Source organism: Marivivens niveibacter (genome assembly GCF_002150005.2).
Classification (GTDB): domain Bacteria; phylum Pseudomonadota; class Alphaproteobacteria; order Rhodobacterales; family Rhodobacteraceae; genus Marivivens; species Marivivens niveibacter.
Genome location: NZ_MSPP01000001.1, coordinates 134277 through 154979 on the forward strand (window position 1 = coordinate 134277; position 20703 = coordinate 154979).

The window sequence follows — 20703 nt, forward strand, 5'->3', positions numbered from 1 at the left end:
CGAATTTCTAGGCCCGCTGCCACAGCCATGCGCCATCGTCACCCATTTGCCGCGTGATGTGACCGCGATGAAATAGGTAATTCAAATGCGCAACCGTTTCGACAAAGGCCAACCCGTATTCGCCGCCTGATATGTCGCGCTTGAACAGCGGCACAAAACACTCCCCCCCGCGCCGAGGCGTTTCCAGATGGTCCAGCAGACGATCCAAGGCACCGTGATGGTTTTCGATAAGTTGGCGCAATCGAAGGGGCAGCCCGAAATAGGGTAATTTATGCCCGCCCAAAACCAGCTGGTCATCGCGCGCGAGGGGCAGGAATTTCTCGCAAGACGCAATCCATTCGCCCAATGGGTCGCTTTCAGGTTCTGTGGGGTACACGCCGATGTTGGGGCTGATAGACGGCAGCAACTGATCGCCGCCCAGAACCAGATTGTCGTCGCGGCTCCAGAATGTGGCGTGTTCGGGGGCGTGGCCGTCGCCGGTGATAACGTCCCAGGTCCGTCCGCCCATTTGTATTGTATCGCCGTCTTTGATCCGCAGGTATCCGGCTGGCAAATCGCCAACGCAATCGGCGAAATTGAACGGGCGTTCATCGGTGGACCGAGCGGTCAGAACATCGGCGTTCATCCCATAGCGTCTGTAAAATTCCAGCGCATGGTCGGTATATTTTTCCTGAACATCCAGCGTCAGCATACGGGTCAGGATATAGGTCGTGCGCGTCGTAACTAGGGCGGCACCCTTGGCGCATAATTCGCCCGCCAACCCGACGTGATCGGGGTGGTGATGAGTCAGGACAACGCGGCCCACGGGCTTGCCTGCAAGTGGCCCGTTCAAAACGGCGTCAAGCGCCGCGCGGCATTTGCGCGTCCCTATGCCTGCATCGATCAAGGTCCAGCTGTCGCCATCATCTAGCGCGTAGATATTGACATGATCGAGCGCCATCGGCAGCGGAAGCCGAAGCCAGAAAACGCCCGAGGCGATTTCGATTGGGTATCTGATTGTCTGTTGTTCGCCGTCCATCATACAGCCAGATCATCAGGCGTAATCGCCATCAGATCAACCGCACCTTCACGTACATGACTACATAGCGACACATGTTCCGGCAGCAGACGTTTGATATAGAACGCGGCCAGTCGCTGGCGGGATTCATCGCCCTTTGCTGCTGCGATCAGGTGATAATATCCGCCTAGAACACGGGCGAATGCACGCAGGTACGGAACAGACACCGCAAAACGATCCGAAACATCCTGAGCAACCAGCCATTCAGTGGTTTCGCGCAGATCTTCGGTCGATTGCCAAACGGCTTCGGCCAGTTCAGGTAGGTTGGCTTTTTGACCTTCGGCAAAGGCTTCGATTTCGTCCATCAGTTGGAAAGCAGCATCGCCGCCGTCCATCATTTTGCGGCCGACAAGGTCCATGGCCTGAATGCCGTTGGTGCCTTCGTAAATGGCTGTCACGCGGACATCGCGTAGATATTGCGCGGCGCCGGTTTCTTCGATGAACCCCATGCCGCCGTGGACCTGAATGCCCAGGTTCGCAACATCAATACCGGTGTCGGTGCCAAAGGATTTGGCGATAGGGGTCAAGAGGGCCGCACGGGCGGTCCATTTGGGGTCTTTGGTGGCGTGCTGCAGATCAATCGCAGCACCGCAAGCCAGCGCGATTGCGCGCGCCGCAAAGGTATCGGATTTCATGTGGGCCAACATGCGGCGCACATCCGCGTGTTCGATAATCGTACCCGTGCCGCCAACGCGGCCCTGTTTACGGTCCATGGCATAGTTATAAGCCGCTTGATACGCGCCTTCGGCGGTGCCAATGCCTTGTGTACCTACGCCCAGACGCGCGTTGTTCATCATCGTGAACATCGCCGCCATGCCGCCGAATTCGGGACCAACCAGCCAACCTTGTGCGCCCTCATAGCTCATCACTGCGGTCGGGGACCCGTGCAGGCCCAGTTTGTGTTCCAGGCTGACCACGCGCAGCGAATTGCGTTCGCCTAGCGATCCGTCAGCGTTGGGAATGAATTTGGGGACCATGAACAGGCTGATGCCTTTGGTGCCTGGTGCGCCATCAGGGGTGCGCGCCAGAACAAGATGGCAAATGTTTTCGGCGAAATCATTGTCACCCCAAGTGATATAGATTTTCTGACCCGTGATCGCATAGCTGCCATCGCCGTTTGGTTCGGCCTTTGTTGACAATGCGCCAACATCCGATCCTGCTTGTGGTTCGGTGAGGTTCATCGTGCCAGTCCATTCACCGGAAATCAGTTTGGGAATGTACATTTCCTTGATCTCGTCACTGGCGTGGGATTCCAGTGCTTCGATCTGGCCTTGGCTCATCAGCGGGTTCAGCTGCATCGACAGGCACGCGCCGGACATCATGTCGTTTACGGCGGTCGCAACCGTCAAAGGCAAGCCCATGCCGCCGTATTCAGGATCTGCGCAGATGCCGATCCAGCCACCTTCGGCGATTGCGCTGAACGCATCCGCAAATCCCGGAGAGGTCCGCACAATCCCGTTTTCCAGCTTTGCAGGATGCAGATCGCCATTGCGCTGGATCGGAGCGATTGCATCGTCGCACAGTTTGCCGGCTTCGGTCAGGATCGCATCGACCATATCCGAAGATGCCTCTGAGAATTTCGGCGTCGCTGCGATTGTGTCGAAATCAACGACGTTTTTCAGGATGAACTGAAATTCGGAAACAGGGCTACGGTATGGCATCGTGTCGAACTCTTTCTATCGGCTGTCGCGCGTGTTTTCCATTTTGCGTCAGCGCGGTCTATTCCACTTTTGTTGGGTTTAAGGTACGCACAGGCCCTGACCCCGCAACTGGAACGCAGCGTCATGACTGAATTGCACACCCGATACCTAACGTCGCAAACCGCCGACATCGCGACCGCCGCCAATATTTTGGCCGACGGCGGTTTGGTGGGATTCGCGACCGAAACTGTTTACGGGCTAGGGGCAGACGCACGAAACAGTACTGCCGTTGCCCGCATATACGAGGCAAAGGGGCGGCCATCGTTTAACCCCCTGATCGTTCATGTGCCTGATCTGGATGCGGCGCGGTGCTATGTTGAATTCAATGATTTGGCAGAAAGGTTAGCTTCGGCGTTTTGGCCTGGTGCGATGACATTGGTTTTGCCAATTAAACAGGATGCAGGCATTTCGCCATTGGTTACGGCGGGGCTGGATACTTTGGCCATTCGGGTGCCCGATGCGCCGATTGCCCAGCAGTTGCTGCGCGAATTTGGGGGCCCAGTGGCCGCACCTTCGGCCAATCCATCCGGCCAAATCAGCCCGACCACCGCGCAACATGTGATGAACGGGCTATCTGGCCGGATCGAAGCTGTTCTGGATGCTGGGCCCTGCGGCGTCGGTGTGGAATCGACAATTATCGGCTGTTCAGATGTGCCGCGTTTGTTGCGCGCTGGCGGTATCCCCGTTGAAGCGATCGAAGCTGCATTGGGCCAACCGCTTCAAGGCGCAAAAGAGGGCATAACAGCGCCCGGGCAAATGACATCGCATTACGCCCCAAATGGTACGATGCGATTGAACGTGACGGATCCCGATGCGGATGAAACTGTTCTGGGATTTGGGAATGTAGATTGCACGATTAACCTGTCGCCTTCGGGCGATTTGGTTCAGGCTGCTGCCCGCCTGTTTGACTGTCTGCATCAGCTAAACGACATGGGCGCCCAGAAAATTGCGGTCACACCTGTGCCGATAACGGGGCTGGGTCGTGCGATCAATGATCGTTTGACCCGCGCTGCGGCCCCGCGGGACTGATTAGCCTAGATTTTTCTGTTCGATATAGCGACGCAGCTCTTCGGCTTCGTGGCGGGCATCTCGCAGACCATCCATTGCCGCGCGAAGTTCCGCTTCGGTCTGGGATAGCTGGTTGGTAATTTCTGCTTCGCGCTGGTGAACATAATTGATTGCCTGATCGCGTGTTTCTTCGGCTTCGTGCAGCGCTTGGGCCATGCGGTCCAATTCGCCAATTTCCGCCTTTGTCACGCGATTGAAGCGGTTCACCAGCCAGTTCGCCATCCAGCCCAAACAAAAGGCTGCAAACAGGATCACAGCGGTCGCAAAGATCAATTCGGTTCTGTTCACTTTGGTATCCTTTGGTCTTTATTCGGCTGGCGCTGCATCATCGGATTCGGCGTTTGCCTCATCCGTGGTTTCGGTATCGTCCGCAATTTCGTTTGCTACTAGATTGAATTCGATCCGGCGGTTGGCTTCGCGGCCTTCTTCGGTGCTGTTGTCGGCGATTGGGTTTTCTTCGCCATAGCCAACAGCAACAAAACTAGAGGTCGGTATGCGGCGATTGCGTAAGGCGGATAGAACGGCCTCTGCCCGTTGTTGGGACAGGTTTTGGTTCATTTCTTCGCGGCCTTGGCTATCGGTGTAGCCTGCAATTTCCAGCTCAATATCAACGCATTCGCGCATGACCTCGGCGATATCGTCAATTACTGGAATTGAATCCGACGATAGTGTCGATTTGCCCGGATCAAATGTGATTTTGCGATCACCGGTGACCAGAGTGATTTGGTCCAAACATTCTTGCGGAGTGGGTTCGTTCGAAATCGGGTCAGGCAGGGCCACAAATTCCACATCGACGCTGAATTCTGCATCAGCGCCCAGCTTTTCAACCAGCAAAGATGAAATTTCGGCCTGCGCTTCTTCGTCGTTGGTGATGCCCGAAATAATCAGGTTGCTTGGTTCGACAATGACCGACCCGTTCGATAACCGCGACAATGCTTCTACGGCAGCCAGTGCGCGCACTTGCCAATCTGCCGGTAGGCCGTCACCGACGCGCGTACCCATCGCGATGTCCGTTCCGGGGAAACGCGCCGAGGCATAATTTTCAACCACAGTATTGGTTAAATCGTTCGGAATGCGGCCACGGAGTTGAACCAGACCTTCGGGGCTAAGGGTCGCGGAGAATTGCGGCGGACCTTCTTCGGTTTCGGTGGGCGCTTCGGGCAAGGTTGCGTCCAGCGCGAATAATTCGGGCAGCGCGTTGTCTAATTCACCCACGACCTGATCAAAGCGGGCTTGGGTCGTGCCGATGCGGCCTACCAGCGAAATATCCGCATCCGATACAGTGATCGTCCCGCCGCCCAATTCTGCGATGGCGTCAATCGACAGAGCGACCGCGTCGCCCCATGTGCGGGATGGAACGCCCAACGCCAATGCGCAGGTCACATCGTCTGTCACACCGGCGGTTCGTGCTGCGGCCAGAATTTTTTCACGCGCCTCTTCGGTATCGGCCGTGCAAGCCTCAAACGCGGGTCCATTTTCGTCGATGGTAAAGCGGGTGATGTATGGCGACACAACGGGGCGGGGCGCAGCGATTTCCATTGTGACGTCGACGTTATCGGGCGCGATTGTGGTTAAACGCTGTTCAACGCGGCGTTTTTCATCGGCGCTGTCTGTGCTTGCGATGACGGTGACTTCGCCAGCAGCGACAGAAATTTTGGAACGCGGCAACATTTCCAGCGCACGCAGCCCAAAATTGATCGCCGGGCGCCAGTTGTCTGGCATGGGGTAATCGGCAAATTCCATCAGGTCCGAAACAGGCACGCCATCTGCCAAATCGGTCATGCGTTTCGTGAAATTTTCACGATCGGTTTCTGCTGGGACCAGACCAATGAGGAACACGCCGCTATCGTTGCGCAGGATTTCCAGCGCGAAATCAGGGGTGTCAATTCCAACCTGATCGGCGACGCTAATGTTGTTGATCACGCGGCTGGGGTCGACGGCCTGACCCGCGACGGTAACAGAGCGCAAGCGAACAACTTCGTTCGGGGCTTCGCCTTCTAGGACGATCTGCAAACCATCTGCAATGACCCGCGACCAAGACATGTCAGCATCAATCAATGCCTCTTGCACAGCCATCTGGGATTTGTATTCCAGCGTTTTGACTGCAGCCTTACCCGCTAATACGGCGACTCCGGCAGCTATGCCAAAGGCTCCAAAACGGATCGCAACTGATGATAGACGCATTGTGTGCTGTCTCTGACTTCTAAGAAATTTGTCTCTGATTAAGCTGTTAAACCTATTGGTGCAATCAAAGTAGCAGCGCACAGGCGAAAAACAGCACAGGGATCAGCCCTGCGTCGCGGTTTGAACGAAACAACCGCAGTAATCCGTCGCCGTTTTCTGGATCAAATCGTGCCATTTGCCACATCAGGTGCCACCCCATCGCCCAAACGCCGCAGAACGCGACGATCAGCGATAGCAGGGAACGGTCAATGGTTGCAAAAATTGCGGCCGACCCCAGCAGGATCATCGTCAGTGCCATGAACAGCCGCAGCCATTTGGGCGTTGCGTCGCCAAACAGGCGGGCGGTGGATTTGACGCCGATCAGGGCGTCGTCTTCGGTGTCTTGGTGGGCATAGATTGTGTCGTAAAACAGCGTCCACGCGATACCGCCCAGATACAGCAGTACCGCAGGCCAACCCAATGATCCCGTATGCGCTGTCCAGCCGACCAGCGCGCCCCAGTTGAACGCGATGCCCAGAAAAACTTGGGGCCACCAAGTGAAGCGTTTTGCAAACGGGTAGATCGCAACGGGCGCCAGCGACAGAACGCCGAGCGCTATGGTGTAGGAGTTGAACGTCAGCAAAATGCCCAGCGAAATCAGCGACTGTACGGCCATCCAAACGGCGGCCTGTTTCGTCGAAACTTGCCCCGACGGGATCGGGCGTGAACGGGTGCGGGCGACCTGCGCGTCGATTTTGCGGTCGGTGATGTCATTCCACGTGCATCCCGCGCCGCGCATCAAAAACGCGCCCATCGCGCAGCCCAGAGCGATCCACAGATCAAACCAACCCGCATTACCCGTTTGCATACAGGCCAGCGCCAGTGACCACCAGCAGGGCAGCAGCAATAACCACGTGCCAATCGGGCGATCCGCGCGGGATAGGCGCAAATAGGGGCGGGTCCAGCGGGGGGCGATGGTATCGACCCAGTTATCTTTCACCGCATCTGCTACTGTGCCCTCTGGCAATTGGTTCTCTGCGCTCATATTGTCCGGCCCATGGCATCCAAAGTTCGACTGTATGTAGATCATCCCCTGACCAAAGGGCAAACCGTCTCTCTGAATAAAGAGCAGGCGCATTATTTATTTGGCGTCATGCGCCTGACCGAAGGCACGGTTTTATCCTTGTTTAACGGCTCCGATGGGGAATGGGACGCCGAGGTTGTGTCCGCTGGCAAACGCGCAGGCGAATTGGTTTGCGCGGATCAGACCAAACCGCTGCAATTGCCGCCTGATATCTGGCTGGTTTTCGCGCCGATCAAAAAGGATCGCACCGATTTTATCGTGGAAAAGGCGACCGAATTGGGCGCCGCGCGGATTGTACCGATGCAGACCGAATTCACGAATTCGGGGCGGATCAATCAGGAACGTCTGCAGGCCCATGCGTTAGAGGCGGCAGAACAATGCGGCGGCACCTATGTGCCCGAGGTCGCCGATCTGGTGAAATTCACCCGACTGATCGACGATTGGGATCACAGCCGCCAGATCATGTTCTGTGACGAATCCCTTGTCGGCGCAGCCGAGGCACTGGGTGACGTCAAAGGTGGCCCTTGGGCGATTTTCATCGGGCCAGAGGGTGGATTTTCCGACGCAGAACGCGCGCGTCTGAACGGAATGGACTGCGCCCGCGCTGTATCATTGGGCCCGCGCATTTTGCGCGCGGACACGGCGGCTGTGGCGGCATTGACGGTTTGGCAACAGCAGTTGGGCGATTGGGAATGACCCGCGCCACGCAGGCCGATCTGCCCGAGGTGATCGATTTTCTGAAACGCGATATTTGTCGGTCGATGTTCGCGCTTTCCAATCTGGATCGGCTCGGACTGGACGGGGCGGGCAAATATGGCACGTCCTGTTGGATTCGCCGTTCGGGCGGGGACATCACTGACGTTTTGTCGATCACAAATAATGGGATCGTGATGCCTCAGTGTCCGACCGAACCGATTATTGCCCCGATTTTCGGACGCAAAGTCGCGGGCTTTGTCGGGCCAGCGGAACAGTGCCGCCCGCTGATGGACCTGCTGAAAATCGACGGGCCCATCAACGTTGATCGGGACGAACCGCAGTTTGAATTGGCCCGCGCCGATCTGATCGTGCCTGACGCGGGCGGTGAACTAATCCCATTCCGCGATGCGCCACGCGATCTGATGATCCAGTGGCTCACCCAATATTCGCAAGAGGCGATCGGCATGACCGCCCAAGACGCCGCAAATTCGGCCGCTGCTGCGGTTGATGGTATTGCGGCTGATCCCGAGCAATGGGTGCTGGTTGTTGATGGTGTCCCTGTCGCGAAAACAGGGTTTAACGCTGATTTCGATGGTGTAGCGCAAATCGGCGGAGTCTTTACGCCGCCCGAACATCGTGGCCGCGGATATGCCCGCCGCGCGGTGGCGATGCATTTGGCTCAAGCCGCCGAATTTTCGCGGTTCACCCTATTTGCCGCCAGCGATACCGCCGCGCGGGTCTATAAATCCATCGGGTTCAAACGCATCGGCGATTGGACGTTGTGCCTGTATCGGAGTCCAATCGATGTCTAATTTCCTACGCCCCGAAGCCGTCCGCACCATAAAACGCTGGACCCAAGCAATTGTCGGCGTCGCGGTCACGGTGTTTGGCTTGTGGGTTTTCGTGTCCACCTTTGGATTCGTAAAATGGTTCGGCGCGGGCGTTGCCGTTTTGGGGCTGTCGATCATGATCGAAGGCACCCGCCGCGCGCGTCTGGCTGCGCGGATGGGATCAGAAATCGGCGTCGGCATGGTCGATATCGATGAACGCCAGATCAGTTGGCTGACCGCCGAATGGGGCGGTGCGGTATCGATCGATCAACTGGCCAGCGTTGCCATTCGCATCGACGAAAATGACGATATGTTTTGGCAACTGACCCAAAAAGACGGCGAACGTCTGACGATCCCAGCTAATGCGACAGGCGCCGAAGAAATCATGGACGCTTTATCTGCGCTGCCGTCGCTGAACTATGATGCGGCGGTTTCGGCCATCAATTCCAAAGGCGCGGGTGTTTATGTGCTTTGGCGAACACCTATTCCGCATAACGAAATCCGTGGTCCCCGTCCCTTGACTTGACCCGCTAACAGGTCCACCTCATGAGCTTAAGACTTTGTAACTAGATCGAGGCCATCTATGTCCATTCCACAATCCGGCGGAGGCCCGATCGAGCGGCACGAACAACTGGCCGAATATTTGGCGGCTGGCTGCAAACCCGCAGAAGATTGGCGCATCGGCACCGAACACGAAAAATTCGGATATTGCCGCGACACGCTGAACCCGATCCCATACGAAGGCCCGCGTTCCGTTCTGGCGGTACTAGAGGGTTTGCGCGATCGTTTCGGCTGGGCCCCTGTGACCGAGGCCGGCAAATTGATCGGTCTGGAAAAAGACGGCGCAAACGTCAGTCTGGAACCAGGTGGTCAGCTGGAATTGTCTGGTGCGCCGCTGGAAACCATCCACCAAACCTGCGACGAGGTGAACACACACCTGCGCGAAGTCCGCGAAATTGCGGACAAGATTGGTGTTGGGTTCATTGGTCTGGGTGCTGCCCCGATCTGGAACCACGAACAAATGCCGGTCATGCCAAAGGGCCGCTATTCCCTGATGACCGACTACATGGACCGCGTTGGGACCTCGGGCAAATCGATGATGTACCGCACCTGTACCGTTCAGGTGAATCTGGATTTCGGTTCGGAATCCGACATGGTCAAAAAATTCCGTACCGCACTGGCGTTGCAGCCTGTTGCGACGGCTCTGTTCGCGAATTCGCCGTTCTTTGATGGCAAACCGAACGGGCACAAATCGTGGCGCAGCCGCGTTTGGCGTCATTTGGATGATAGCCGCACAGGCATGTTGCCGTTCGTGTTTGAGGACGGAATGGGGTTTGAACGCTATGTCGATTATGCCTTGGATGTGCCGATGTATTTCGTCTACCGCGACGGCAAATACATCAATGCGCTGGGCCAATCGTTCCGCGATTTCCTAAAGGGCGAACTGCCCGCGCTACCTGGTGAAAAGCCGACCCTGTCAGACTGGGCCGACCACCTGACCACGATCTTCCCCGAGGCGCGGATCAAGAAATTCATGGAAATGCGCGGCGCTGATGGCGGCCCGTGGCGTCGTTTGTGCGCTCTGCCTGCGTTCTGGGTCGGCCTGATGTATGATGGATCGGCGCTGGATGCTGCGTGGGATCTGGCCAAAGGCTGGGATACAGAAACCCGCGAAGGTCTGCGCGTTGCCGCATCAGTCGATGGTTTGGCTGGCGAATTTGGCGGCTTGAAGCTAATGGACATCGCGCGCGAGGCGGTATCCATCGCCGATAGTGGCCTAAAGGCCCGCGGCAAAGAGGGTGCAGGCGGCATGGTCCCTGATGAAACCCATTTCCTGAACGCGCTGAAAGACAGCATTGAAACAGGCCAGACGCCTGCGGATGAATTGCTGGAACGCTATAATGGTGACTGGGGCGGCGATCTGACCCGCATCTACGGCGAATTCAGCTACTAAAGAAAAAGGCGCCCTTTGCGGCGCCTTTTGTTATTTTTTGCCAATCTTGCTTTCTGTACCGGCCCGTAGGCGGCGGATGTTTTCGGCGTGTCGCCAGTAGATCAGCACCGCCAGAACAATGCAAAATCCGAACAAATGGCCGTATCCCAAAAACACCGCATATACGGCGGACATGCCCGCAGCCAGCAGTGCAGAGAGCGACGAATAGCGGCTGACAACGGCGGTGATCAGCCATGTTGCGCAGACGGCCAAACCGACAGGCCAGGCAATCGCCAGCATGATCCCGATGAATGTCGCAACGCCTTTGCCGCCTTTGAATTTCAGCCAAACGGGGAAACAGTGGCCGATGAATGCGAAAAGACCCGCGATGATCGCAGCGTCTTGGCCCGCAATGGCGCGGGCGATCAGCACGGCGACTGCGCCTTTGCCGCCGTCCAGCAATAGGGTTGCGGCTGCGGCCTTTTTATTGCCAGTGCGCAGGACGTTGGTCGCGCCGATGTTGCCCGACCCGATTTTGCGCAGATCGCCCAAATTCAGAACCCGCGCCAGTAGGATGCCAAACGGGATGGACCCCAGCAGGTAACCGATGCTGGCCCATGCGACGGCGGTGGTGATGTCGGTTGCGAAGATGGTCATTGCGGCCTCCCTTAGACGCGGCGCCCAGCGACCCACGTTCCGGCAACGGTGCCTTGCATCCGCGCGCCATCAAAGGGGGTGTTTTTCGATTTCGATTTCAGTTTGAAACGGTCCAAAACGAATGGCGCATCCGGATCGAACAGCACCAGATCGGCAGGGGCCTCAACGGCAATGGTGCCGCCGTCGATGCCAAACCGCTGCGCAGGGTTGTAGGACATCGCACGGAACAGTTGCGGCAGCGTCATCTGGCCCGCATGGTACAGACGCAGGGACGCAGGCAGCAGGGTTTCCAGACCAACAGCGCCGCTTGCCGCTTGTTCGAATGGCAGGCGTTTGGATTCTTCGTCCTGCGGGGTGTGCATCGAACAGATGATGTCGATCAGGCCGCTGGCAACGGCATCGATCACCGCGTTACGGTCGTCTTCGCTGCGCAGAGGCGGTTTCACCTTAAAGAACGTGCGGTAATCCGCGACATCGAATTCGTTCAGTGTCAGGTGGTGGATGCCGACGCCTGCGGTGATGTCCAGCCCGTTGTTTTTCGCGCGTTCCAGCGCGGGCAGGGCACGGGCGGTGGTCACTTGATCCACGTGGTATTTCGCGCCTGTCATTTCCAGCAGAGCAATATCACGGTCCAGCCCCATCCGTTCGGCCATTGGGCTAACTCCCGGCAAACCGCGCAGCGACGCAAATTTGCCCGAGGTCACAGCCGCACCAGCCGACAGGGTGGGTTCCTGAATATGACCCACGACCAGCGCGTTTAGGCTGCGGGCGTAGGTCAGGGTGCGCGACATGATTTTGGTGTTTTCGATGACGCTCGACCCGTCGGAAAACGCAATCGCGCCTGCGTCCAGTAGAAACCCGATTTCGGTCATTTCGCCGCCTTTGCGGCCCTTGGTCAGGGCAGCCATGTGGCGGACGTTGACTACGCTGTCTTCGGCTGCGCGGCGAGCAACGAATTCCAGCGTTTCGGGGGAATCGATGGTCGTGTCGGTGTCTGCGCGGGTCACGATGGTGGTCACGCCGCCCGCCGCCGCAGCGCGGCCCGCTGAGGCGTAGGATTCTTTGTGACGTTCGCCCGGTTCGCCCACCTTTACGCCAACGTCGATGATGCCCGGGGCCAGACACAGGCCGCCGCAGTCGATCACCTCGGTCGCGGTTGGCAGGTCGCCGCCTGTGTAGACGCCTGTGATTTTGCCGTCTGTGACAGCGATTGCGCCTGTGGTTTCGGTCAGCTCAGCCGGATCAATCAGCCGCGCGTTTTGGAACAGAATATCGGTCATTGCCGTCCTATATCATTTGCGCGGGATCAGCCCGCGACCATCACCATTACGACGACCAACAAGGCCATCACGATCAGGGCCGCCATGGCGACCATGCCGCTCATTCGGGCGTCGGATTTGGGTTTCTTGTCTGCCATCAGACCGTTACCACCTGACCAGCCGCGCGGCGTTCGCGCAGGTTGCGGGCCAGCAGGTCCATCGCGGCCATACGCACAGCGACACCCATTTCGACCTGAGTCTGGATCACCGAACGGTTGATGTCATCTGCGATTGATCCGTCGATTTCCACGCCGCGGTTCATTGGGCCGGGGTGCATGACGATGGCGTCATCTTTGGCATAGGACAGTTTTTCCGCGTCCAAACCATAGCGGTGGAAATATTCGCGTTCGGACGGGATGAACCCGCCGTCCATGCGTTCTTTTTGCAGACGTAGCATCATCACAACGTCCACGTCTTTTAGGCCTTCGCGCATGTCGTCGTACACCTCGACGCCGAGTTCTGACACTTCGGACGGCATCAGGGTTGGCGGCGCGATCAGGCGCACGCGGTTTTCCATTTTGCCCAGTAGCATGATGTTGGACCGTGCCACGCGGCTGTGCGCGATGTCGCCGCAAATCGCGATAGACAGGCGGTGCAAACGGCCCTTGGCGCGGCGGATTGTCAGGGCATCCAGCAACGCTTGGGTCGGGTGTTCGTGGCGGCCGTCGCCCGCGTTCAGGACAGCGCAGTTTACCTTTTGCGACAGCAGGCTGACCGCACCAGCGGACCCGTGGCGCACCACCAGAATATCGGGGTGCATTGCGTTCAGGGTCAGCGCGGTGTCGATCAGGGTTTCCCCCTTTTTCACCGAAGACGTCGCCATCGACATGTTCATCACATCCGCGCCCAGACGTTTTCCAGCCAATTCAAAGCTGGACTGAGTCCGCGTGGAATTTTCAAAGAACATGTTCACTTGGGTCATGCCCGCCAGAACATCCTTTGACTGGATGCCTTTGCGGTTTTGTTCGGCGTAATGGTCTGCCAAATCCAACAACGTTGTGATTTCGGTCGGATGCAGGTGTTCGATCCCCAAAAGATGGGCAGCGTTAAAGGTCATTAGATGCTCCGGTCTGGCTGCGCCCTTATAGTCAGACGATGGGCCGCGCGGCAAGGCAGAGTCGATTGCCTCTGCACATCTGCGCGCAATCGGGCTAACATCTGGCCTATGGATTCTGCTGTGGATTATTGGACGGCGCGGGCCCTGCTGGAATGGCAGGTGGAAATGGGCGCGGACGAGGCGATTTTGGATACGCCCGTCGACCGCTATGTTATTCCCGAACCTGTGGCCCCAACGCCCGCTGCCGCGAATATTCAGCAGCCCCCCACGGTTCCGATCAAGCCCGATATCGATCCAGTGGTCGAGGCGAAATCCGCCGCAGGTGGCGCGGGCACGATCGAGGCGCTGCGCAGCGCGATGGAATCGTTTGACCATTGCGAACTGAAAAAAGGAGCGCGGTCGTTTGTCTTTGCCGATGGCAACCCAGAGGCGCGTTTGATGATCGTGTCAGAGGCCCCGAACCGCGACGAAGACCAGCAGGGCAAACCGATGGTTGGCCAGATCGGCGCGCTATTCGATAAAATGTTCGGCGCAATCGGGCTGGATCGTTCGGGCTTGTATGTCGTGCCCGCGATCCCGTGGCGACCACCCGCGAACCGTGCGCCGTCCAAACGGGATCTGGAAATCATGGGCCCGTTTTTGCAGCGCCACATCGAATTGGTGCAGCCAGACGTGATCGTGTTGATGGGCAACTGTGCCTGTCAGGCGTTGATCGGGCAGGGCGGTATCACACGGTCACGCGGCAATTGGACCAAAGTGTTGGGCCGTGATGCCGTGCCGATGTGCGATCCGGATTACCTTATGTCTCGACCTGTCGCGAAACGTGATGCGTGGGCCGATCTTTTGTCGATCAAATCGAAATTGGGTATCTGATGTCCCGCGAATTTATTCCCGTCCGCATTGCCGTTTTGACCGTCAGTGACACCCGCGGTTTGGCCGATGACAAATCAGGTGACACGCTGGTTCAGCGGATCACAGATGCGGGGCATTCTGTGGCGGATCGCAAAATTCTGCGCGATGACCGCGCGGCGATTGCGTCGCTGTTGCGGGCGTGGTGCGCGAACCCTGATATCGATGTGATCATTTCCACGGGCGGTACGGGCCTAACGGGCCGTGATGTCACGGTCGAAGCGCACCGCGATGTCTATGAAAAGGAAATCGACGCGTTTTCAACCGTCTTCACCATCGTTTCCATGCAGAAAATTGGCACCAGCGCCGTCCAGAGCCGCGCAACAGCGGGCGTGTCGAACGGCACATATCTGTTCGCATTGCCTGGTAGCACGGGCGCCTGCAAAGACGCGTGGGATGAAATTTTAGTCAAACAGCTCGATTATCGGCACATGCCTTGTAACTTTGTCGAGATTTTTCCGCGATTAGACGAACATAAACGACGGAAATAACAAAACCGCGCGTTACATATCCCATTAGGCGCAATTTGCGCTGGTTTTAAAACCTTTTCACAGGGGGCGAACCCATGGGATTTTTGCGGCGTAGTCTGATTGGCGTATTTTTGTTCGGGGCGACGTTTGCCTTTCTTGCGATTGCAGGGGCGACGGTTTGGAATGCAGTTCAGGTGCGCATGTCCGATTCACCGCGCCAGTTCGGATCGCGTGAACGTGTTGCTTCGGTCAATTTGGTTACGGTCGACGCTGCCACAATCCAACCTGAAATGACGGTGTTCGGTGATGTCCGCAGTTTGCGGACCCTGACATTGCGCAGCCCTGTCGCAGGTAGCGTGATCGCCGCATCGGATAATTTCGTCGAAGGTGGTAGCGTGAAAGCGGGCGACCTGTTGGTGACGATTGACCCGACAGAAGCCGAAACCGCACTGGCACTGGCACGCGCCGACCTGACAGATGCCGAAGCAGAATTAAAAGACGCCGAGACCGCGCTGATCATTGCCCAAGATAGTTTAGAAGCTGCCCGCGCTCAGGCCGATTTGCGCGAAACAGCGCTGGTGCGCGCCCAAGAATTGCGGGATCGCGGAACAGGCACGACCGCTGATTTGGAAACCGCGCAATTGGCTGTCGCGTCTGCCAATAGTTCGGTCCTGAGCCAACGGCAGTCGGTGGCGCAAGCCGAAACACGCGTGGCGCAAGCGGGTACCGATTTGGAACGTGTCCGTCTATCAGTCGCTGATGCAGAACGCACTTTGGCCGATACGCAGATTTATGCGACCTTTGACGGAACGCTGTCTAGCGTTGCGGTGTTAGAGGGCGGACGCGTGACCGCGAATGAAACCTTAGCTGAACTGATTGATCCATCCGCGTTAGAGGTCGCATTTCGTGTGTCGACTGCGCAATACACGCGGTTGATCGACGAAAGCGGGACCCTGCTGGACCTGCCGCTGCGCGTGACGCTGGATATTTCTGGCGTGACGTTAGAGGCGTCGGGCCGGTTAACCCGTGAAAGCGCGACAGTTGCCGATGGGCAGACGGGCCGTTTGCTATACGCATCATTGGATGCCGCGCCGGGTTTGCGTCCGGGTGACTTTGTGACCGTCCGTGTGATTGAACCACCGTTAGATAATGTAGCGATTGTGCCGTCTACCGCTGTGGCCGCTGACAGCACGGTTTTGAAATATGGCGAAAACAGCCGTTTGGAATTGGCGAGTGTCGAACTACTGCGCCGTCAGGGTGACAACGTCATTATCAGTGCGGAAAACATCGATGGTGCATCCATCGTTGCCGAACGGTCGCCTTTGCTGGGGGCAGGTATTCAGGTCAATCCGCTGACCGATGAACCCGCGCCTGAAGCCGCTGCAGAACCTCAAATGGTGCAGTTGGATGACGCCCGCCGCGCGGAATTGGTTGACATGGTTAATGCCAGTCCCATGCCCGATGACGTCAAAACACGCATCTTGACACAACTGGAACAACCCGAGGTTCCCGTAGACGTCATCAGCCGTCTGGAAAATCGGATCGGGGGATAAACCATGGCGATGATGGATAACGGGGCAGGCGGTATCCTGTCATATTTCACCCGCCACCGCACCGCTGCAAACCTGTTGATGGTCCTGATGGTCGTCGCGGGGCTGGTTGCGATCCCGAAAATGCGCGCCCAGTTTTTCCCAGACGTTGTTTCCGAAACGGTGCGCGTTTCCGTGGCATGGGACGGGGCAGGGGCCGAGGATGTAGATCGCGGCATCGTTCAGATTTTGGAACCTGCGCTGTTGGCCGTTGATGGCGTGACAGCCAGTACCAGCCGTTCGACCGAAGGGTCGGCTACCATCGCGTTGGAATTTGAAACAAACTACGACCTTGCGACTGCGCTGACCGATGTCGAAGACGCGATAGATAGCGTTTCGACATTGCCTGACGATGCAGATGACCCTGTCATTCGCAGCGGCGGTTGGTCCGATGACGTGACCGATGTGGTTATTACCGGCCCTGTCGGTGTCGACCAGCTGTCCCGTTTCGCCGATGAAATGGTGGCGCGTTTGTTTGCCGAAGGTGTCACCTCGACCTCGATCCAAGGGATCGTGGCCCCGCAAACGTTGATCGAAGTCACGTCACTGTCATTGATCCAGCACGACATTACGATTAGCGAAATCGCGTCCGCCATCGCGGCAGAGGTAAACGCCGATCCGGTCGGTGACTTGGATGGTGCATCGCGCATTCGGGCCGGTACGGAAAAACGCTCTGCCGAAGAACTATCCGCAATCGTCTTGCGCACTGATGACGATAATTCCGAACTGACTGTCGGTGACGTGGCGACGATCACTGTCGAAGGCCCAGACCGTGAACGCGCCTATTACCACGAAGGTAATCCAGCGGTTCTAATCGCGGTGACCCGCTCTGCCTCTGGTGACGCGATTGGTTTGCAGCGGTCTGTCGAACAAGTGGCCGATGAAATGCGTGCGACGCTGCCTTCAGATGTAAGCGTCGATTTAATCAATACACGGGCCGAAATGATTACGGGCCGTCTGAACATCCTGATGGAAAACGGGGCGCAGGGCCTGTTTTTGGTGATGGTTCTGCTGTTTTTGTTCCTCAGCGCGCGCACGGCGTTATGGGTCGCTATGGGGATCCCTGTGTCGATGCTGGCCGCTGTTGCGCTGATGTATTCGGCGGGAATCACGATCAATATGATTTCCCTATTCGCCTTGATCATCACTTTGGGGATCGTGGTGGATGATGCCATCGTGGTGGCCGAACACGCTGATTTCAGATCGCGCCGTTACGGAGAAGACGGCCCAACCGCCGCCGAAACGGCCGCACGGCGGATGTTTAGCCCTGTGTTTTCGGCAACGATCACCACGAATATCGCCTTTTTCGGGCTGATTATGATCGGTGGGCGATTTGGCGAATTGATCGCGGATATTCCGTTTACCGTTATTGTGGTGCTGACGGCGTCGCTGGTGGAATGTTTCATCGTGTTGCCACATCACATGTCCCATTCTGTTGGGGCGCATCTGAAAAACCGTTGGTATGACCTGCCGTCGACCTATGTGAACCGCGGCTTTGACTGGTTCCGCCGCACGGCGTTTCGTCCGTTCATGGCGTGGGTCGTGCGTGGGCGCTATGTCGTGATCGCGGCGGCGCTGGCGTTGCTATCAACCCAAGCTGCCCTGTTTATCAAAGGCGATGTTCAGTGGCGTTTCTTTTCGTCGCCAGAACGGGGGCAGGTGTCGGGCAATATCGCGATGCTGGCATCGGCCACCCGCGAAGACACCGAAGAGATGCTGGAACAGCTATCAATCGCAACCATGGCTGTTGCCCAGCAGTTCGAAGATGAAACAGGTGTAAACCCTGTGGACTACATCCTGACCGAAATCGGTGGCAATTCGGGGCGCGGGCTGCAAGGGTCGGACACGAAAGAAAGCTATCAGTTGGGCGCGATTACGATCGAATTGGTGGATGCAGATTTGCGCCCCACCACGTCGAACGAATTTGTGACAGCCGTTCAACAGGCCGTGGTTGCCACGCCTATGACAGAAACCGTGTCGTTCCGCAGTTGGGGCGCGGGCCCTGGCGGCAACAGTTTGGAAATCCAATTGTCGGGGGCGGATGCTGATACGCTGAAAGAGGCGTCGCTGGCGCTGCAAACCGAATTGGGCCGTTTTGGCGAAATTTCGGGGCTAGAGGATTCTCTGGCCTACGACAAAGAAGAGTTGGTGCTAGAACTTACGCCCCAAGGGCAGGCATTAGGGTTCGATATCGAAACATTAGGAGCCGAGCTGCGCCGCCGTTTGGCAGGGGTTGAGGCCGCAACATATCCCGACGGAACCCGCAGTGCCGCAATCCGTGTTGAAATACCCGAAGGTGAAATTACCGCCGATTTTCTGGATCGTGTTCTAATGCGTTCTGATGCGGGCGAATATCTGCCTTTGGCGGATATTGTGACCGTTTCGCGCGAAACAGGGTTCAGCACCGTTCGCCGTGAAAACGGCATCATGTTGATTTCCGTGACAGGTGATTTGGATGACGATGACGCCGACCGAGCCACCGAAATTCAACAAGTCATAGACGAAGAGATCCTGCCAACAATCGAAAGCCGCTATGGCGTATCAGCGGCCTTGGGCGGGCTGAGCGAACAGGAACAGGAATTCCTGTCGGACGCGCAGACCGGTTTGGTCTTTATTCTGACGGGCATCTATCTAACGCTCGCGTGGATTTTTGGCAGCTGGACACGGCCTTTGGTCGTTATGTCGATTATCCCGTTTTCGCTGGTTGGGACGATCTACGGGCATAATGCATGGGGCATCCCCATGAGCATGTTCACTGTGGTTGGCCTATTGGGAATGGTCGGGATCGTCATCAACGATTCCATCGTTTTGGTGACGACCGTCGATGAATATGCACGCGACCGAGGTCTGATCCCTGCCATTATTGACGGCGTGTCTGATCGTTTGCGCGCTGTTATGTTGACCACGGCGACAACCGTTCTGGGTCTGCTGCCGCTACTGTACGAAGGGTCCAGTCAGGCCGAGTTCCTGAAACCTACCGTGATTACGTTGGTGTATGGCCTGTCATTCGGAATGATTATGGTCCTGCTGATCGTTCCATCGTTCATGGCGATCCAAGCGGATATAGCCAGTTTCAACGCGGCTGCACGACGCGGTATCAGGTCCAAAGCGCGTGCGATCCAATTGCCGACCGTTATTGGTGCAGTTTTGGTCGCGGTATTGTTGTCGGTGATCGTTTTGCCTGTTGCCTTTATGGGGGCGCCATTATCTCAGGCCTTGCCTGCGACGACGGGTGCAGCCATTGGTCTGTTTTTGCTAATGCTGGGGATCGGGCTTGCCCTGATCTATGGCATCGCCATGGTGATGATGCGGCGCGCGGCTTAGCCTGCGCAGCCGCGAATATCGACGGCACGTTGATCGCCCAGAACCGTCAGGCGAATGGCCGAACGGTCCAGCGCAAAACCCTTGACCATGGGAACGATGTCCACCTTGGCTGACAATGTGTCGCCGTTTCGGGATGTATCGCTCTCGGATACCCACGCTTGCGGCGCTTCGACGATGATCCATTCGTTTGCGCCGACGGCCGGTACATTGACATGCGCCGTCATTTCGATGGTGTCGCCTTTGATTTCGAAGTCACAATGCACATCGGTGACCTCTGCGCGGTCCGCTGTCATCGGTTGGTCGATCAGTGCGCCCGCAATCATTGGATTGGGTCCGCCGGATTGCAAAACGGTCGAATCGAAATCCAGCGCGACGGGTACGCAAATATTGTCACAGACACCAATATCAACCCGGCCTTTGATCCGCAGGGGGCCATCGTCTAGTGATTGGAATTCAACAGGGATCACGACCGAATCGTGATAGCCGATAGTGCGCATTCCGTTGGTGTCGAACACTTCGGGTGTGGGCCAGTGAAAGGATGCAGAGGCGATGTTTTCCGACCCAATCCATTGAAATAGCGGGGGGATGCCTGCGTCACCTGGTGCGCGCCAATATGTTTTCCACCCATCTGCCAGCGTGATTTTGATGCCCGCCATATAGGTGCCTTGGGGCGTTTCCCAACCTGGTATAATCTCTAAATCGGCAACGTCCATTGGGGCTTCGGCCCATGCAGGGACCGAAAGGGATAGGGCAGCGATGACTGGGGTGAGTAATTTCATATCGGTTAATCTAGGCATAGCCGCCGTAATGGGAAGTCACGTTCCAGCGATGACTTTGTTGCAAAGGG

General features: G+C 57.1%; 18 protein-coding genes. 9 read left to right on the forward strand and 9 right to left on the reverse strand.

The window, feature by feature from the left end:
- Nucleotides 1-7 precede the first annotated feature (7 nt).
- Together BVC71_RS00700 and BVC71_RS00705 are read right to left on the reverse strand one after the other, a co-directional pair.
- Entirely contained in the window at nucleotides 8-1021 is a 1014-nt protein-coding gene (locus BVC71_RS00700) for an MBL fold metallo-hydrolase (RefSeq protein WP_086449724.1), read from the reverse strand.
- A complete protein-coding gene (locus BVC71_RS00705; RefSeq protein ID WP_086449725.1) occupies nucleotides 1018-2718 on the reverse strand; it encodes an acyl-CoA dehydrogenase in 1701 nt (566 codons plus the stop codon). The genes BVC71_RS00700 and BVC71_RS00705 overlap by 4 nt, the downstream gene beginning before the upstream one ends.
- A 123-nt stretch (nucleotides 2719-2841) precedes the next feature.
- On the opposite strand from BVC71_RS00705, the gene BVC71_RS00710 reads away from it, so the two are divergent.
- The gene (locus BVC71_RS00710; RefSeq protein ID WP_086450618.1) at nucleotides 2842-3786 is read left to right on the forward strand and encodes an L-threonylcarbamoyladenylate synthase; all 945 of its coding nucleotides are present in this window, start codon (nucleotides 2842-2844) and stop codon (nucleotides 3784-3786) included.
- Here BVC71_RS00710 and BVC71_RS00715 read toward each other — a convergent pair whose 3' ends face one another.
- The 3 genes from BVC71_RS00715 to ubiA form a co-directional block, all read right to left on the reverse strand.
- Nucleotides 3787-4113, reverse strand: a complete 327-nt coding sequence (locus BVC71_RS00715; protein ID WP_086449726.1) for a hypothetical protein — start codon at nucleotides 4111-4113, stop codon at nucleotides 3787-3789.
- Nucleotides 4114-4131: 18 nt separating this feature from the next.
- Nucleotides 4132-6009, reverse strand: a complete 1878-nt coding sequence (locus BVC71_RS00720; protein ID WP_086449727.1) for an OmpA family protein — start codon at nucleotides 6007-6009, stop codon at nucleotides 4132-4134.
- A 64-nt stretch (nucleotides 6010-6073) separates the two neighbouring features.
- Nucleotides 6074-7033 carry a 4-hydroxybenzoate octaprenyltransferase gene (gene ubiA, locus BVC71_RS00725; protein WP_165767694.1) on the reverse strand — a complete coding sequence of 320 codons (960 nt, stop codon included), beginning with the start codon at nucleotides 7031-7033 and terminating at the stop codon, nucleotides 6074-6076.
- 12 nt (nucleotides 7034-7045) lie between these two features.
- Here ubiA and BVC71_RS00730 point away from each other — a divergent pair, with 12 nt between their 5' ends.
- The 4 genes from BVC71_RS00730 to BVC71_RS00745 are packed head-to-tail and all read left to right on the forward strand — an operon-like array spanning nucleotide 7046 to nucleotide 10552.
- The gene (locus BVC71_RS00730; RefSeq protein ID WP_086450619.1) at nucleotides 7046-7768 is read left to right on the forward strand and encodes a 16S rRNA (uracil(1498)-N(3))-methyltransferase; all 723 of its coding nucleotides are present in this window, start codon (nucleotides 7046-7048) and stop codon (nucleotides 7766-7768) included.
- Nucleotides 7765-8580, forward strand: a complete 816-nt coding sequence (locus BVC71_RS00735; RefSeq protein WP_086449729.1) for a GNAT family N-acetyltransferase — start codon at nucleotides 7765-7767, stop codon at nucleotides 8578-8580. The genes BVC71_RS00730 and BVC71_RS00735 overlap by 4 nt, the downstream gene beginning before the upstream one ends.
- Nucleotides 8573-9124, forward strand: a complete 552-nt coding sequence (locus BVC71_RS00740; protein ID WP_086449730.1) for a hypothetical protein — start codon at nucleotides 8573-8575, stop codon at nucleotides 9122-9124. The genes BVC71_RS00735 and BVC71_RS00740 overlap by 8 nt, the downstream gene beginning before the upstream one ends.
- Nucleotides 9125-9181: 57 nt before the next feature.
- On the forward strand, nucleotides 9182-10552 hold the full coding sequence (locus BVC71_RS00745) for a glutamate--cysteine ligase (RefSeq protein WP_086449731.1): 1371 nt from the start codon (nucleotides 9182-9184) through the stop codon (nucleotides 10550-10552).
- Nucleotides 10553-10582: 30 nt separating this feature from the next.
- Here the strand turns inward: BVC71_RS00745 and plsY are convergent, their stop codons facing one another.
- The 3 genes from plsY to BVC71_RS00760 all read right to left on the reverse strand — a co-directional run bounded on the left by plsY (nucleotide 10583) and on the right by BVC71_RS00760 (nucleotide 13564).
- Nucleotides 10583-11188: a glycerol-3-phosphate 1-O-acyltransferase PlsY gene (gene plsY, locus BVC71_RS00750; RefSeq protein ID WP_086449732.1), complete on the reverse strand. Its 606-nt coding sequence runs from the start codon at nucleotides 11186-11188 to the stop codon at nucleotides 10583-10585.
- A gap of 11 nt (nucleotides 11189-11199) precedes the next feature.
- On the reverse strand, nucleotides 11200-12468 hold the full coding sequence (pyrC, locus tag BVC71_RS00755; protein WP_086449733.1) for a dihydroorotase: 1269 nt from the start codon (nucleotides 12466-12468) through the stop codon (nucleotides 11200-11202).
- A 136-nt stretch (nucleotides 12469-12604) separates the two neighbouring features.
- Nucleotides 12605-13564, reverse strand: coding sequence for an aspartate carbamoyltransferase catalytic subunit (locus tag BVC71_RS00760; protein WP_086449734.1), 960 nt, complete (start codon nucleotides 13562-13564; stop codon nucleotides 12605-12607).
- Nucleotides 13565-13684: 120 nt separating this feature from the next.
- Between BVC71_RS00760 and BVC71_RS00765 the strand changes: the two genes are divergently transcribed.
- From BVC71_RS00765 to BVC71_RS00780, 4 genes are all read left to right on the forward strand, one after another.
- A complete protein-coding gene (locus BVC71_RS00765; protein ID WP_338036442.1) occupies nucleotides 13685-14437 on the forward strand; it encodes a uracil-DNA glycosylase in 753 nt (250 codons plus the stop codon).
- A complete protein-coding gene (gene moaB / locus BVC71_RS00770; RefSeq protein ID WP_086449736.1) occupies nucleotides 14437-14964 on the forward strand; it encodes a molybdenum cofactor biosynthesis protein B in 528 nt (175 codons plus the stop codon). Before BVC71_RS00765 ends, moaB begins: the two co-directional genes overlap by 1 nt.
- 74 nt (nucleotides 14965-15038) lie before the next feature.
- Complete coding sequence (locus BVC71_RS00775) at nucleotides 15039-16496, forward strand: efflux RND transporter periplasmic adaptor subunit (protein WP_086449737.1); 1458 nt, start codon at nucleotides 15039-15041, stop codon at nucleotides 16494-16496.
- 3 nt (nucleotides 16497-16499) lie between these two features.
- The gene (locus BVC71_RS00780) at nucleotides 16500-19856 is read left to right on the forward strand and encodes an efflux RND transporter permease subunit (RefSeq protein ID WP_086449738.1); all 3357 of its coding nucleotides are present in this window, start codon (nucleotides 16500-16502) and stop codon (nucleotides 19854-19856) included.
- Here the strand turns inward: BVC71_RS00780 and BVC71_RS00785 are convergent.
- Complete coding sequence (locus BVC71_RS00785; protein WP_240516739.1) at nucleotides 19853-20635, reverse strand: protein-disulfide reductase DsbD domain-containing protein; 783 nt, start codon at nucleotides 20633-20635, stop codon at nucleotides 19853-19855. The two genes, BVC71_RS00780 and BVC71_RS00785, sit on opposite strands and share 4 nt — an antisense overlap.
- Between the last annotated feature and the right edge of the window lie 68 nt (nucleotides 20636-20703).

Bases quoted from the DNA above. Each gene is read 5' to 3' on its own strand.
- BVC71_RS00720 (WP_086449727.1), bottom strand. From the start codon at position 6,009: ATGCGTCTATCATCAGTTGCGATCCGTTTTGGAGCCTTTGGCATAGCT.
- BVC71_RS00785 (WP_240516739.1), bottom strand. From the start codon at position 20,635: ATGAAATTACTCACCCCAGTCATCGCTGCCCTATCCCTTTCGGTCCCT.
- BVC71_RS00780 (WP_086449738.1), top strand. From the start codon at position 16,500: ATGGCGATGATGGATAACGGGGCAGGCGGTATCCTGTCATATTTCACC.
- pyrC (WP_086449733.1), bottom strand. From the start codon at position 12,468: ATGACCGATATTCTGTTCCAAAACGCGCGGCTGATTGATCCGGCTGAG.
- BVC71_RS00705 (WP_086449725.1), bottom strand. From the start codon at position 2,718: ATGCCATACCGTAGCCCTGTTTCCGAATTTCAGTTCATCCTGAAAAAC.
- BVC71_RS00730 (WP_086450619.1), top strand. From the start codon at position 7,046: ATGGCATCCAAAGTTCGACTGTATGTAGATCATCCCCTGACCAAAGGG.
- BVC71_RS00710 (WP_086450618.1), top strand. From the start codon at position 2,842: ATGACTGAATTGCACACCCGATACCTAACGTCGCAAACCGCCGACATC.
- plsY (WP_086449732.1), bottom strand. From the start codon at position 11,188: ATGACCATCTTCGCAACCGACATCACCACCGCCGTCGCATGGGCCAGC.
- BVC71_RS00740 (WP_086449730.1), top strand. From the start codon at position 8,573: ATGTCTAATTTCCTACGCCCCGAAGCCGTCCGCACCATAAAACGCTGG.
- BVC71_RS00745 (WP_086449731.1), top strand. From the start codon at position 9,182: ATGTCCATTCCACAATCCGGCGGAGGCCCGATCGAGCGGCACGAACAA.
- BVC71_RS00735 (WP_086449729.1), top strand. From the start codon at position 7,765: ATGACCCGCGCCACGCAGGCCGATCTGCCCGAGGTGATCGATTTTCTG.
- BVC71_RS00775 (WP_086449737.1), top strand. From the start codon at position 15,039: ATGGGATTTTTGCGGCGTAGTCTGATTGGCGTATTTTTGTTCGGGGCG.
- BVC71_RS00700 (WP_086449724.1), bottom strand. From the start codon at position 1,021: ATGATGGACGGCGAACAACAGACAATCAGATACCCAATCGAAATCGCC.
- BVC71_RS00760 (WP_086449734.1), bottom strand. From the start codon at position 13,564: ATGACCTTTAACGCTGCCCATCTTTTGGGGATCGAACACCTGCATCCG.
- ubiA (WP_165767694.1), bottom strand. From the start codon at position 7,033: ATGAGCGCAGAGAACCAATTGCCAGAGGGCACAGTAGCAGATGCGGTG.
- moaB (WP_086449736.1), top strand. From the start codon at position 14,437: ATGTCCCGCGAATTTATTCCCGTCCGCATTGCCGTTTTGACCGTCAGT.